The sequence below is a fragment of the Streptomyces sp. NPDC085596 genome, from assembly GCF_044541565.1.
Classification (GTDB): Bacteria; Actinomycetota; Actinomycetes; order Streptomycetales; family Streptomycetaceae; genus Streptomyces.
In genome coordinates this window covers 55629-69148 of record NZ_JBITTC010000003.1, presented here as the reverse complement: position 1 = coordinate 69148, position 13520 = coordinate 55629, and the positions used below count along the sequence as shown (strand labels likewise).

General features: G+C 71.4%; 10 protein-coding genes. 6 read left to right on the top strand and 4 right to left on the bottom strand.

What is annotated here, in order from left to right; genetic code table 11:
- Positions 1 to 54 precede the first annotated feature (54 nt).
- The 4 genes from ACIGA3_RS10335 to ACIGA3_RS10320 all read left to right on the top strand — a co-directional run bounded on the left by ACIGA3_RS10335 (position 55) and on the right by ACIGA3_RS10320 (position 4751).
- Complete coding sequence (locus tag ACIGA3_RS10335) at positions 55 to 1140, top strand: ABC transporter substrate-binding protein (protein WP_399712710.1); 1086 nt, start codon at positions 55 to 57, stop codon at positions 1138 to 1140.
- A gap of 68 nt (positions 1141 to 1208) precedes the next feature.
- The gene (locus ACIGA3_RS10330) at positions 1209 to 2774 is read left to right on the top strand and encodes a sugar ABC transporter ATP-binding protein (RefSeq protein WP_399712708.1); all 1566 of its coding nucleotides are present in this window, start codon (positions 1209 to 1211) and stop codon (positions 2772 to 2774) included.
- Entirely contained in the window at positions 2767 to 3729 is a 963-nt protein-coding gene (locus tag ACIGA3_RS10325; protein ID WP_399712705.1) for an ABC transporter permease, read from the top strand. Before ACIGA3_RS10330 ends, ACIGA3_RS10325 begins: the two co-directional genes overlap by 8 nt.
- Positions 3729 to 4751, top strand: coding sequence for an ABC transporter permease (locus ACIGA3_RS10320; protein WP_399712702.1), 1023 nt, complete (start codon positions 3729 to 3731; stop codon positions 4749 to 4751). The genes ACIGA3_RS10325 and ACIGA3_RS10320 overlap by 1 nt, the downstream gene beginning before the upstream one ends.
- 22 nt (positions 4752 to 4773) lie before the next feature.
- On the opposite strand, the gene ACIGA3_RS10315 is transcribed toward ACIGA3_RS10320, so the two are convergent.
- Positions 4774 to 6618 (bottom strand): glycoside hydrolase family 76 protein, encoded by a 1845-nt coding sequence (locus ACIGA3_RS10315; protein ID WP_399712700.1) that lies wholly within the window; start codon positions 6616 to 6618, stop codon positions 4774 to 4776.
- Positions 6619 to 6983: 365 nt separating this feature from the next.
- Between ACIGA3_RS10315 and ACIGA3_RS10310 the strand changes: the two genes are divergently transcribed.
- Together ACIGA3_RS10310 and ACIGA3_RS10305 are read left to right on the top strand one after the other, a co-directional pair.
- A complete protein-coding gene (locus ACIGA3_RS10310; RefSeq protein ID WP_399713966.1) occupies positions 6984 to 10217 on the top strand; it encodes a TIM-barrel domain-containing protein in 3234 nt (1077 codons plus the stop codon).
- 91 nt (positions 10218 to 10308) lie between these two features.
- Positions 10309 to 10587: a glutaredoxin domain-containing protein gene (locus ACIGA3_RS10305; RefSeq protein WP_399712698.1), complete on the top strand. Its 279-nt coding sequence runs from the start codon at positions 10309 to 10311 to the stop codon at positions 10585 to 10587.
- Here ACIGA3_RS10305 and ACIGA3_RS10300 read toward each other — a convergent pair.
- The 3 genes from ACIGA3_RS10300 to ACIGA3_RS10290 are packed head-to-tail and all read right to left on the bottom strand — an operon-like array spanning position 10571 to position 13482.
- Positions 10571 to 11596 (bottom strand): LacI family DNA-binding transcriptional regulator, encoded by a 1026-nt coding sequence (locus ACIGA3_RS10300; protein ID WP_399712696.1) that lies wholly within the window; start codon positions 11594 to 11596, stop codon positions 10571 to 10573. The genes ACIGA3_RS10305 and ACIGA3_RS10300 overlap by 17 nt on opposite strands.
- A 57-nt stretch (positions 11597 to 11653) precedes the next feature.
- Positions 11654 to 12490, bottom strand: a complete 837-nt coding sequence (locus ACIGA3_RS10295) for an ATP-binding cassette domain-containing protein (protein ID WP_399712693.1) — start codon at positions 12488 to 12490, stop codon at positions 11654 to 11656.
- Complete coding sequence (locus ACIGA3_RS10290) at positions 12487 to 13482, bottom strand: ABC transporter permease (protein ID WP_399712690.1); 996 nt, start codon at positions 13480 to 13482, stop codon at positions 12487 to 12489. Before ACIGA3_RS10290 ends, ACIGA3_RS10295 begins: the two co-directional genes overlap by 4 nt.
- Positions 13483 to 13520 lie beyond the last annotated feature (38 nt).

The following is a 13520-nucleotide window of genomic DNA, read 5'->3' as shown; positions in this document are numbered from 1 at the left end:
TGATCTGGTCACAGCCGGACCGGCCTTCCGCAGTCCCGAAGTGGGGTAATCCGCATGAAGCCGCACTCCCGCACCACCACCAGAAACATCCTCGCCATGGGGCTCGTCGCCGGGCTGGCGCTCGTCACCGGCTGCACCAAGTCCGAGAGCGACAACTCCGCCCCGGCGCAGACTTCCAGCGCGGGCGACGACGCGGGCAAGCAGGTCGCCGAGAGCGGCGGCGGCAAGACCTGCGCCATCGGCGACTACGGCGCCGACAAGCTCGACCTGAAGAACGCCGTCGTCGGCTTCTCCCAGTCCGAGAAGGAGGCCAACCCGTTCCGCATCGCGGAGACCGCCTCCATCAAGGCCGAGGCCGAGAAGCGCGGCATCAAGCTGCTCACCGCCAACGCCCAGTCGCAGTTCTCCAAGCAGATCAGCGATGTGCAGGACCTCATCGCCAAGGGCGCGGGGCTCCTGGTGATCGCCCCGCTGAACTCCGACGGCTGGGAGCCGGTGCTCCGCTCCGCCCAGGCCAAGAAGATCCCGATCATCACCATCGACCGGCAGATCAACGCGGCCCCCTGCAAGGACTACGTGAGCTTCATCGGCTCCGACTTCGTGGCCCAGGGGCGCCGCGCGGCCGACCAGCTGATCGAGGCGACCGGCGGCAAGGGCGAGATCGCCATCCTGCTCGGCGCGGCCGGCAACAACGTCACCACCGAGCGGACCAAGGGCTTCGAGGACCGCGTCAAGGCCAAGGCCCCCGGACTCAAGGTCGTCTTCAAGCAGACCGGCGAGTTCACCCGCGAGAAGGGCCAGTCGGTCACCGAGCAGCTCATCCAGTCCAAGCCCGGCATCAAGGCGATCTACGCCGAGAACGACGAGATGGGCCTCGGCGCCGTCAACGCCCTCAAGGGCGCGGGCAAGAAGCCCGGCGCCGTGAAGATCGTGACCATCGACGGCACCCGCAACGCCGTGCAGGGCATCGCGGACGGCTGGATCAGCGCCGTCATCGAGTCCAACCCGCGCTTCGGGCCGCTCGCCTTCGCCACCCTGGACTCCTTCACCCAGGGCAAGCCGGTCGGCGAGGACATCGTCATCCAGGACAGCCAGTACACCGGCGCCAACGCCAAGGCCGACCTGAACAAGGCGTACTGACCGCCCACTTCGACCGGGCGCCGAGAGTCCTCCTAAGGCTTTCGGCGCCCCGAGCAGGCACGTCGCCCATGACCCCATGGAGAGCAGCCGTGACCGCACCACCCGACGAAGTCCTCGCCGTCACCGGCCTGACCAAGCGCTTCCCCGGTGTCCTGGCCCTGGACGACGTGACGTTCACCCTGCGGGCGGGCCAGACCCACGCCCTGGTCGGCGAGAACGGCGCGGGCAAGTCCACCCTGATCAAGGTCCTCACCGGTGTGTACCGCCCCGACGAGGGCGAACTGCGCCACCAGGGCGCGCCGGTGGCCTTCCCGACCCCGCTCGCCGCGCAGCACGCCGGGATCTCCACGATCTACCAGGAGGTCAACCTCATCCCCCTGATGAGCGTGGCCCGCAACCTCTTCCTCGGCCGCGAGCCCCGCACCCGCCTCGGCCTGATCGACTTCGCCCGTATGCACCGCGAGGCGCGGGAGACCATGGCCGAGTACGGCGTCCACGTCGACGTACGCCGCCCCTTGAGCGAACTCGGCGTCGGCGCCCAGCAGATGGTCGCCCTCGCCCGCGCCGTCTCGGTCGACGCCCGCGTGGTCGTCATGGACGAACCCACCTCCTCGCTCGAACCCCGCGAGGTGGAGACCCTGTTCGGGGTCATCCGGCGCCTGCGCGAACAGGGCATCGCCGTGCTGTACGTCAGCCACCGCATGGACGAGCTGTACGCCATCTGCGACACGGTCACCGTGCTGCGCGACGGCCGCCTGGTGCACACCGGCCCGCTCGCCGAGACCGGCCGCCTCCAGCTTGTCTCCCTGATGCTGGGCCGCGAGACCAGCGAGGTCCGCGCCGAGGGCGTCACCAAGTTCGCGGGCAGCCATGACGCCGGGTCCCAACCCGTGCTGAGCGCGCGTAACCTGACCCGACGCCACCAGCTGCACGACGTCTCACTGGACATCCGCCCCGGCGAGGTCGTCGGCCTCGGCGGACTGCTCGGCTCCGGGCGCACCGAGACCGCCAAGGCCATCGCGGGCGCCCTCCCGCTCGGCGCCGGCGAGGTCACCGTGGACGGGAAGCGCGTACGCACCGGATCGGCGGCGGCCGCGATCCGGGCCGGGATCAGCCTGCTGCCCGAGGACCGCAAGTCCGAGGGGATCGTGCCGGGCCTGTCCGTCCGCGAGAACATCGCCCTGGCCGCGCTGCCCCGCATGTCCCGCTTCGGGCTCGTCTCCGAGGCCCGCGTCGACGCTGTCGTCGACACCTTCATGAAACGGCTGCGGATCAAGGCCGCGAGCCCCCATCAGAAGGTCGGCGAACTCTCCGGCGGCAACCAGCAGAAGGTGCTGCTGGCCCGCTGGCTGGCCATGCACCCCAAGGTGCTGCTGCTGGACGAGCCGACGCGCGGCATCGACATCGGCGCCAAGGCCGAGGTGCAGAAACTCATCGACGAACTCGCCGGGAACGGCCTCGGCGTGCTGCTGATCTCCTCCGACGTGGAGGAACTCATCGAAGGGTCCGACCGGGTGGTGGTGCTCCGGGACGGCTCGGTCGTCGGCGAGCTGACCGGGGACGAGGTCGGCGCCGACCAGCTCCTGCGGGCCATCGCCGAGGCCGCCGAGGAGGAGGCGCCCCGCCATGACTGAACTCGCCCTGGACACCAAGGCGCTGCCCGACCGGAGCGTCGTCGGCTGGCTCCAGAACTACGGCGTCTACCTCGGCCTCGCCGTCCTGCTGCTCTTCAACGTGGTCTTCACCGACCACTTCGTCTCCGGCGAGAACTTCCGCACCCAGGCCGTCCAGGTCTCCCCGGTGCTGATCGTCGCCCTCGGCATGGCGCTGGCCATCGGCACCGAGGGCATCGACCTCTCCGTCGGCGCCGTGATGGCCCTGGCCACCTCCGTCACCTCCCTCTACCTCGGCTACGGACCCTGGTTCGCCCTGGTGGCCGCCCTGGTCGGCGGCGCCGTCATCGGCCTGGCCAACGGCTCGCTCATCGCGTTCGTCGGCGTCCAGCCGATCGTCGCCACCCTCGCGCTCATGGTCGGCGGCCGCGGCATCGCCCTGGTGCTGCTGCCCCAGCTCAAGGACGTGCGCGACCCCGCCATGGCCACGCTCGGCTCCGGCGGCGTGGCCGGCATCCCCTACCTCGCGCTGATCGCGGCCGCGCTCGCCCTGATCGTCGGCTTCGTCGTGCGCCGCACCACCTTCGGGCGCCGGCTCCTCGCCATCGGCGACAGCCGCCCCGCCGCCCAGCTCGCCGGCCTCCCGGTGCACCGGGTCCTGATCACGGTCTACGTCTGCTCGGGCGTCCTCGCCGCCGTCGCCGGGTTCCTCGCCACGGCCCGGCTCCAGGCCAGCGACCCCAGCTCACTGGGCAACCTCATGGAACTGTCCGCCATCACCGCCGTGGTCGTCGGCGGTACCCCGCTCACCGGCGGACGCGTACGCATCGGCGGCACGGTGGCCGGCGCCGTCCTCATCCAGCTCCTGACGGCCACCCTCATCAAACACGACCTGCCCTCGTCCTGGACCCAGATCGCCCAGGCCGTGGTGATCGTGCTCGCGGTGTACGCGGCACGGGAGAGGGGCAAGCGGTGATGACCAGCACCAAGGAACACCCCACGGCCGCCGGACGGACCGCGCCCGCCCCCGGTGACACCGCCCGGCGCGGTGACCGGGTGGCCGCCCTCGCCCAGCGGCACGGCGCCCTCGTGGCCCTCGTCATCCTCGCCGCGGTGGCCTCGCTGTCCTTCGACACCTTCGCCACCGGCGACAACCTGGGCAACATCGCGGTCTCCTCGTCGTTCCTCGCCACCGTCGCCCTCGGCATGACCTTCGTCATCGTCAGCGGCGGCATCGACCTCTCCGTGGGCTCCGTCTTCGTCCTCGGCGGTGTCCTCGCCGCCTGGGGCTCCCAGTACGGCACGGTCGTCGCCCTGCTGCTGCCGCTCACCGTGTGCGCCGCGATCGGCCTCGTCAACGGACTGCTGGTGGCCCGCACCGGCCTCGCGCCGTTCATCGTCACCCTCGCCTCGATGCTCGCCGCCCGCGGGCTCATGCTCGCCATCACCGACGAGGGCGCCGACACCTTCCTCGTCGACCCGGACTCCGTCTTCGCCTCCCTCGGCCAGGGCAAGCTGCTCGGCATCGGAACTCCCGTCTGGATCACGGCGGTTCTGTTCCTGGGCGGCGCCGTGCTGCTGCGCAGCACCCGGTTCGGGCAGCGGGTGTACGCCGTCGGCGGCAACGAACAGGCGGCGGCGCTGATGGGCGCCCCCGTCGCCCGCACCAAGATCAGCGTCTACACCCTGTCCGGGCTGCTGGCCGGCCTCGCCGGGGCGCTGAACGCCGCCTACCTCGCCTCCGGCGTCACCATCCTCGGCTACGGCATGGAGCTGGACGCCATCGCCGCCGTCGTCATCGGCGGCACCCTGCTCACCGGCGGCCTCGGCTACGTCAGCGGCTCCCTCGTCGGCGTGCTGCTGCTGAAGGTCATCCAGAACGTCATCAACCAGATCGGCTCCCTCGACTCCGCCTACCAGCAGGTGGTCAGCGGGGCGTTCCTCGTCCTGGTCGTCGTCGCCCAGACCTGGCTGGCCAGGCGGCGCCGCGTCGGCTGAACGCCCCTCACGGCGGCCGGACTTACCCGGCCGCCGTGAGCGCCGCCAGCGCGCTCGCCTGGGTCCGCCAGTCCACCTGGTTCGGCCCCGTACCGGCCCACCGCTGGCCCAGCCGGTTCAGCGGGTCCCGGTCCTTGGCCCACACCGAGTCGGCCTGCCGCACGAGATACGCGCGGTAGGTCGACGAACCGGTGGCCGACGCCAGATCGGCCAGATGCCGCACGAACACGCCCTTGAACTGTTTCTGGTTGTCGTCGCACTGCGCGCTGCCCACATCGCACGACTCGGTCAGCACCCCGTCACGCGTCAGTACGGGGGAGGACAGCGCGGCATCCGCCAGCCGCTTCGCGGTGTCGAGATAACGGCCGTCCCCGGTCGAACGCCACAACTCGGTGAAGCCGCCGATCGCCAGCCCCTGGTTGTAACTCCACACCGTCTGACCGTTGTTGGCGCACCCCGAGGTGAGACCGTCGTTCACCAGCCCGGACCCGTTGATCAGCCCGCTGCCCAGATACCAGTCGCCCGCCGTCACCGCCCGCGCGCCCCACACCGTGTCACCGCTCAGCCGCTGGTGCAGCGCCGACGTCAACCACAGATACAGCCCGCTGGTCACCGCGTTCTTGTACGTGCGCTCCCGGTCCCACCACACCCCGCCACCGCAGGAGCCCGTGTCCCAGAACCCCCGCACGTAGTCGGCGATGGTCACCGCCTCGTCCAGATACCGCCGCTCGCCCGTCTGGTCGTACGCCGCCACCCACGCGATCGCCCACCACGCCGCGTCGTCCACGGCACGGCTGATGAAGTGCCCCTCCACCGGGTCCGAACTGCGCCCGCCCGCCGGGAAAACTCCCTTGTTCTGCTCGAAGGTCCGCGCGATCACCCAGTCGTAGTCGTGCCGGCCCGTGGCCTGCGCGAAGTCGCTCAGCGAGGTCAGCGCCACCGCCGAGTTCCACCAACTGCTCCGCCACCAGCCCTCGTTCGTCTGGTACGAAGCCATCAGCGCGTCCGCCGCACCCCGTGCGCGGGTCGGTGCCGGACGCGCCCACGCGGTGCAACTCCCGTCCTGGTGCGCGGACTCACGGCCGCAGGCGCGCACGACACCGCCGTACAGCAGCCCCCGGGGGTCCCGCGTGGCGAACATCGCGGTACGCGCCGAGGCCGACCCGGACGGCACGCTCGTCCGGCCGAGCGACGACCCCTCGGGCCAGCTCGCACCCTCGTCCCAGGACCGGTCGAGCCAGATCTCGTCGCCCGCGCCGCCGTTCTCCACCACTCCCCACGCCATACCGTTCGCCTGGTCCATGTGCAGGCTGATGGTGCGCCCGTACAGGGTGGTCGCGGGCACCGGACGCTCGTCGCGGGCCGCCGTAGCGGGGTCGGCGCCGTCACAGAAGGTGCCGTCGCACACCCGTGGGCGGAACCAGTCCGTGCAGGTCACCCCGGCCGCGTCCGCGCAGGCCCGGACCCAGCTGCGCCGGTGGCCGACCGGGTCGGTGACGTTGTACATCAGCGTCCGGGTGCCGGTCCACGAAGCGGGGATGCTCGCCTTCCCCAGCAGCCCGTCCCAGCTCGCGCCCCGGTCCCAGGAGCGGTCCAGCCACACCGCGTCACCCTGTTTCCCCTGGTCGAGGCTGGCCCACGCCATGCTGTCCGGCTCGGAGACATGCAGCCTGAGGAGGCGGCCGTTGACCGTCCGGTCCGGCACCGGGAACGACTCCTGGCGGGCCTTGGACGGATCGAGGGTGTCGCAGGAGAGGGCGCACACGGTCGTCGCGGCGCGGGCGGGCGCGGGCAGCGCGAGCACTCCGCCGAGCGCGAGAGCGAGGGCCAGCAGTGCGCCGAGGAAGCGGGGTCTGTGAACCGGCATGGCGAGTCCTCCAACGTTGAACAAGCCCAGTCAGTTGCACGACAGCACCGCGAGGGAGTGCTGTACAGCATCAAATACAGCCACGGATGGAGACGGACGGAACACGCGTCGCTCCCGATTCGCGCCAACTACCCTGACAACGCTGTCCGTTCCTGATCTGGACACCGGAAAGCGGAGCGTGGTCTCATGCCGGGGAGCCGTGTTTACAACGTTGTACCGAGCCGTTGTACCGAGCCCTCGGGCCCGGCAGTTCTGCACCCGTCGTCTCCGCATGTCCGTCGCGCTCGCCAGAGCGCCACCGCCCCCTGGAGCGTGCCGTGCGACCACCCTTCCCCCGTACCCTCCGCCCGCCGCGCGGGCCGGTCATCGCCCTCGTCCTGGCCTGCGCGGGCGTCGCGCTCGCCCCCGTCGGCGCCGATGCCGCCACCCCGGCCGCCAAGGCACGCTCGGCCACCGTGACCGTGCCGGGCGCCCGGTTCCAGGTGCTGTCCCCGACCCTGATCCGTACCGAGTACGCCGGGGACGACCGCTTCGAGGACAGCGCCACCTTCAACGCCATCGGCCGGAGCGCCTTCACCCCGCCCGCCTACACCTCCTCCGTCAAGGACGGCGTCCTCACCGTCACCACCAGCGCCCTGACCCTGCGCTACAAGGTGGCCTCCGGCCCCTTCACCGCCGACAACCTGACCGTCCGGCTGAAGGCCGGGCAGAAGCAGGTGCAGGCGAGCCCCTGGCAGCGCCCCGACTGCGCCGCGGGCACCCTGTGCGAGGCCGAGGGCCAGCTCCACGACGGTCCCGGTGTCGCCATCGACCACACCGGGTTCACCGGCAAGGGCTTCCTCGCGGGCTTCGCCGTGGAGAACAACTCCCTGACCACGGACGTACGTTCACCCGAGTCGGGCGGCTACGAGTACGCCGTCCGGTACGCCAACGCGGTCGGCGCCGACGGCCGCCGCGAGACCCGCACCCTCAGCCTCAGCGTGGACGGCGGCCCGAACAAGACGTTCAGCCTCCCGGCCACCGCCGACTGGAACACCTGGGGCGTGGCCCGGCTGCCCCTGACACTCGGCGCCGGCAACCACACCGTACGGCTCCAGCGCACCGCCGCCGACTCCGGCAACGTCAACATCGACAGCGCGGCCCTGGTGAAGCCGGGCGCCGACTACCCGGCACGTGACCGTACCGCCGTCGCCGCGTGCGCGTTCGGCACCAACTGCGAGGCCGAGGACGGCCTCCTCGCGGGCTCCGCGGTCATCGCCACCGACCACCGGGGACACTCCGGCGACGGATTCGCCGCCGAGCTGAACAAGGACGCCCGCCTCGCCCGCCGTGTCGTGGACGTCCCCCGCGACGGCACCTACCGCCTCCACCTGCGCTACGCCAACGGCACCGGCGGCGACGGCCGCCACGAGAAGCGCATGATGGAGGTCCGCCCCGGCACCGGCACCCCCACGACCGTCGCCCTCGACCCCACCGCCGACTGGGACACCTGGCAAACCGCCTCCACCACCGTCGAGTTGAAAGCCGGGACCAACGAGGTCACCCTCGGCTGCCCCGACACCACCAGCTGCCACGTCAACGTCGACACCCTCGGCGTCACCGCCACGGCCGACCCCGCCCCCGAGCCGCACCTCGCCCTCGGCGGCTACCGGCGCAGCCTCGACGGCCTCGACGGCGACAGCGACCCCACCCCCCGAACCACCCCCGGTCTGCTGCACCGCGACGGCTGGTACCTGCTCGACGACACCCCCTCCGCCGTCTACGACTCCCGCACCGGCAAGGCCACTTCACGCGCCGCGCACGCCGGTCGGCCCTACCAGGACGGCTACCTCTTCGGCTTCGGCCACGACTACAAGCAGGGACTCACCGACCTCGCCACCCTGACCGGCCCGCCCCAGCTGCTGCCCCGCTGGGCCTACGGCGTCTGGTACTCCGAGTACATCGACCGCACCGCGAAGGACTACCAGGACACCATCCTGCCCGCCTTCCACGCCGCCGGTGTTCCCCTGGACGTGCTCGTCACCGACACCGACTTCAAGGCCCCCAACACCTGGAGCGGCTGGAACTTCGACCCGGCCAAGTACCCCGACCCCAAGGGCTTCTTCGACTGGTCGACCGCGCAGGGGCTGCACAACACCCTGAACGTGCACCCCAGCATCCTGGAGTCCGACCCGCAGTACGCGGGGGCCCAGCAGACCGCCAAGGGCAAGCTCAGCAAGGGCGGTTGCGCCGGTTCGGCCGGTTCGGAGTGCCGTACCTTCGACTTCGGCGACCCCGACCAGCTCAAGGCGTACCTCGATCTGCACCGGCCCTTCGACCGCGCCGGGAACGACTTCTGGTGGCTCGACTGGTGCTGCGACGCCTCCCGCTCCTCCCAGCCCGGAGTCACCCCGGACGCCTGGATCAACCAGAAGTACGCCGGCCTCACCGCCGAGACCGCCGAGCGCCCCTTCGTCCTCTCCCGCGCCTACGGCTCCCTCCAGGCGGGCGGCTACAGCGGCGGCGTCGGCCTGCCCACCGGCCCCTGGGCCGACAAGCGCACCACGCTCCACTTCTCCGGCGACACCGCCTCCACCTGGGGCACCCTGAGCGCCGAGGTCGGCTACACCCCGGGCGAGTCCGCCGCCACCGGCATGACCGCCATCAGCCACGACATCGGCGGCCACAACGACGGACACGGCATCCCCGGCGCCGAGACCTACACCACCGACGACGGCCGCGGCCACCGCACCACCAAGCTGCCCGACGACCTGTACGCCCGCTGGGTCCAGTTCGGCACCTTCCAGCCCATCGACCGCCTGCACAGCAACCACAGCGACCGGCTGCCCTGGCAGTACGGCGACGCGGCCCGCGACTCCGCCGCAAAGTTCCTCCGCCTGCGCGAGTCCCTCGTCCCGTACACGTACACCCTCGCCCAGCAGGCCGCCACCACCGGCGTCCCCATCGTCCGCCCCCTCTACCTGGACCACCCCGAGGAGGAGGCCGCCTACACCAAGGCGGGCAGCGAGTACCTGTACGGACCCGACATGCTGGTCGCGCCGGTCACCACGCCCGGCACCAGCACCACCACCTCCGTGTGGTTCCCGCCGGGCACCTGGACCGACTACTTCACCGGCCGCACCTACACCGCGGGCACCGGCGGCGCCACGTACGACGTGACGACCACCCTGGACACCATGCCGGTGTTCGTCCGCGCCGGCGGCATCGTCGCCACCCGCACCGGCAACGCCTCCCACGACTCCGGCACCCCGCTCGACCAGGTCGGCGTCACCGTCGCCACCGGCGCGCCGGGCTCCTTCACCCTCTACGAGGACGACGGCGTCAGCACCCCCGCACGCCACCGCTCGGCCACCACCCGGATCAGCTACACCGACCGCACCCTGCGCATCGCCCCCACCCACGGCACCTACAAGGGCCTGCCGGCCCGCCGCACTTGGACGGTCACCTTCCAGGGCCTGACCCAGCCCCCGGCCCATGTCACCGCGAACGGCACCAAATTGGCCGCCTCCGCCTGGCAGTGGGACACCGGGACCCACACCCTGAAGATCACCACCCCGAGGACGAGCGTCCGTCAACCCGTCACGGTCGGCTTCAACTAGCCCCGACCGGACGGGAGGAGGGCCCGCGCGACGACACCGCGCGGGCCCTCCACTACGCTCGAACCGAAAGAAGCCGACCGAGGGGAAGACCTTGACCGACTACCGCGACGGCGTGGTCGTCTACTGGCGACCCCTGTGCCCGTTCTGCATCAAGCTCCGGCTCCGCCTTCGCCTGGCCCGGCTGCCCCGGACCGAGGTCAACATCTGGCGCGACCCCGACGCGGCCGCCTTCGTCCGCCTGGTGGCCGACGGCAACGAGACCGTCCCGACCGTGACCGTGGCGGGCAACGCGATGGTCAACCCGTCGATGAAGGAGATCCGCGAGGCCGTCCGCCGCCACGCGCCGCATCTGCTCAGTTCGACGCGCTGACCCGCTGCTCGCCCGACCCCCGCACGATCAGCCGGGTCGGCACCGTGACCGTACGGGCGCGCGAGCGGTCGCCGTCCAGCCGGGCCAGGGCCGTGACGGCCGCCGTACGTCCGATCTCCTCCGGGTTCTGCGCGACCACCGTCAACGCCGGCTCCAGCGCCTCCGCGAGCGCCACGTCGTCGAACGCGACCACCGCCACGTCCTTCCGGCCGCTGCCGGCCAGCCGCGCGACCACGCCCAGCGCCACGATGTTGTTGCCCGCGAACAGCGCCGTGGGCGGATCGGGGAGGGCCAGCAGCCGCGCCGTCGCCTCGCCCGCGTCGTCCTGGTCGTGGGCGCTGGCGACCAGCAGCCGGTCGTCGGGCAGCCCCGCGTCCCGCAGCGCCTCCCGGTACCCGGCCAGCCGCTCCCGCCGGGTGTACAGCCGCGTCGGCAGATCCCCGACGAACCCGATACGGCGATGCCCGTACCCGACCAGATGCGTCACCCCGGCACGGGCACCCGCCCGGTTGGAACTGACCACGCAGTCCGTGACCAGCCCCGCCCCCGGCCGGTCCACGAACACCACCGGCAGCCCCACCGCCCGGTGCGGCCGCAGATGGGCGTGGTCGGCGCCCACCGACGGCACCACCATCAGGATGCTGACCCGGCGCGCCAGGAACTTGTCCGTCAGCGCCCGCTCCCGGTCCGCGTCGTCCGCCGACGACCCCATCAACAGCGTCAGCCCGCGCTCGCGGACACAGTCCTCGATGCTGCCCGCCACCGCCCCGAAGAACGGGTTGCCCAGGTCCGGCACGACCAGCCCGATCGTGGTGTCCGGGCCGCCGACCCGGATGTTGCGGGCCATCAGGTTCGGCTGGAAGCCGAGTCGCGCCACGGCCGCGAGCACCTGCTCCCGCGTCCGCGCCGAGGCGGGCCCGTCCTCGTTGAGGACACGGGAGACCGTCTTGGCGCTCACCCCGACCTCGCGGGCGACATCGGCCAGGGTGGGGCGGCGGTTCGCGGCCATGCGGGACACGTCTCCTGTGCTCGTCGGCTCCGGCCGGGAACCCCCGGGCCGTGGAAGTCAGGTGGCCTGGACGCCGGCGGCCTTCGCGGCCTCGGAGTCCGCGACGACCGTACCTCCGCTCTCGTCCACCGTGAGCGCCCCGGTCATGATGGCGACCACCTCCGCCATCGAGTAGTCCGACGGCTTGATCACCGCCGCACGGCGTCCCAGCCGGTGCACATGGACACGGTCCGCGATCTCGAAGACATGCGGCATGTTGTGGCTGATCAGCACCACCGGCAGCCCCTTGTCCCGCACCCGGCGGATGAGGTCCAGCACCTGGCCGGACTCCTTCACACCGAGCGCGGCCGTCGGTTCGTCCATCACCACGACACTGCGCGCCCAGGCCACCGACCTGGCCACCGCGACCGCCTGCCGCTGCCCGCCGGAGAGCGTCTCCACGGCCTGGGTGAGCGAGCGCAGCCCGATCTTCAGATCGGCCATGTGCTCGGCGGCCTCCTGCCGCATCCGCTTCTTGTCCAGCATCCGGAAGACACTGCCCAGCACACCGGGACGGCGCAGCTCCCGGCCCAGGAACATGTTGGACGCGATGTCTATCGACGCGGCCACCGCGAGATCCTGATGGACCGTCTCGATGCCGTGCGCACGGGCGCTCTGCGGCCCGGTGAACCGGATCGGCTCGCCGTTCAGCCGTATCTCGCCCGCGTCCGGCACCACCGCCCCGGTCAGCGCCTTGATGAGGCTGGTCTTCCCGGCGCCGTTGTCACCGATCACCGCCAGCACCTCGCCGGGCAGCAGATCGAAGTCGGCGCCGTCGATGGCGGTCACCTGGCCGTAGCGCTTGACCAGACCACGGGCCTGGAGGACGGGCGTGGGGGAGTCGGCGGCGGTCATCGGGCCTTCTTCCGGGAGATCTGGTCGACGGTCACCGCGAGGATCACCAGGACCCCGGTGATCAGCGTCTGGTAGATGGACGCGACCCCCATCAGCTGGAGGCCGTTGCGGAACACACCGACGATCAGCACACCGATGAACGTGCCCAGCACCGAACCGCGCCCGCCGAACAGGGAGGTCCCGCCGATGACCACGGCGGTGATGCTGTCGAGGTTGTCCGTCTGCCCCGCCTGCGGATCACCCACGCCGGTACGGGAGATGAGCAGCAGCGCGGCCACCCCGTAGAGCAGCCCGGCGACCGTGTACACGCCGATGGTGAGCCGGGAGGTGCGCACACCGTTCAGCCGGGCCGCCTCCACGCTGTTGCCGAGCGCGTAGACGTGCCGGCCCCAGCCGGTGCTGCTCAGCGCGTAGGCGAACAGCAGGAACAGGGCGATGGTGACCAGCGAACCGTAGGTGATGTCGGTGTGGCCGAGCGGGAAGGTGCCGCCGAGCGCGGTCAGCGGGCCGGGCAGCTCGGTGACCGTCTGCTCCTCGGAGTAGATGTGGGTCAGCGCGAACGCCACGTTGAGCATGCCGAGGGTGACGATGAACGGCGGCAGCGGGATCTTCTCCGTCAACACCCCGTTCAGCAGCCCGAATCCGGCGCACACCAGCAGCCCCAGACCGATGGCGAGCAGCGGCGGCAGCGAACCCTCGGCCGCCATCCGCGCCATCATGATGCTGCCGAACGCCATCACCGCCCCGCACGACAGGTCGATCCCCGCCGTCAGGATGATCAGGGTCTGCCCGATCGCGAGCGTGCCCACGACCATGACCTGCTGCACGACCAGCGAGAAGTTCCCGCCGGTCAGGAACTGGTCGGTGGAGAAGGAGAAGAAGACACAGGCGATCAGGAGGGCGGCCAGGGGACCGGTGGTGGGTGCCGTGAGCAGTCGGCGCGCCGTGCTCGGCGCCGTGAGCCCGGCGTACGGCGTGGTCGTGGCGGTCATACGACGTCCTTGTCGAAAAGGGCTTGCCGGAGGTCGGG

Excerpts from the sequence above, each read along its gene's own strand:
- ACIGA3_RS10300 (WP_399712696.1), bottom strand. The coding sequence starts at position 11,596 with ATGGCCGCGAACCGCCGCCCCACCCTGGCCGATGTCGCCCGCGAGGTC.
- ACIGA3_RS10325 (WP_399712705.1), top strand. The coding sequence starts at position 2,767 with ATGACTGAACTCGCCCTGGACACCAAGGCGCTGCCCGACCGGAGCGTC.
- ACIGA3_RS10290 (WP_399712690.1), bottom strand. The coding sequence starts at position 13,482 with ATGACCGCCACGACCACGCCGTACGCCGGGCTCACGGCGCCGAGCACG.
- ACIGA3_RS10335 (WP_399712710.1), top strand. The coding sequence starts at position 55 with ATGAAGCCGCACTCCCGCACCACCACCAGAAACATCCTCGCCATGGGG.
- ACIGA3_RS10295 (WP_399712693.1), bottom strand. The coding sequence starts at position 12,490 with ATGACCGCCGCCGACTCCCCCACGCCCGTCCTCCAGGCCCGTGGTCTG.
- ACIGA3_RS10330 (WP_399712708.1), top strand. The coding sequence starts at position 1,209 with ATGACCCCATGGAGAGCAGCCGTGACCGCACCACCCGACGAAGTCCTC.
- ACIGA3_RS10315 (WP_399712700.1), bottom strand. The coding sequence starts at position 6,618 with ATGCCGGTTCACAGACCCCGCTTCCTCGGCGCACTGCTGGCCCTCGCT.
- ACIGA3_RS10320 (WP_399712702.1), top strand. The coding sequence starts at position 3,729 with ATGACCAGCACCAAGGAACACCCCACGGCCGCCGGACGGACCGCGCCC.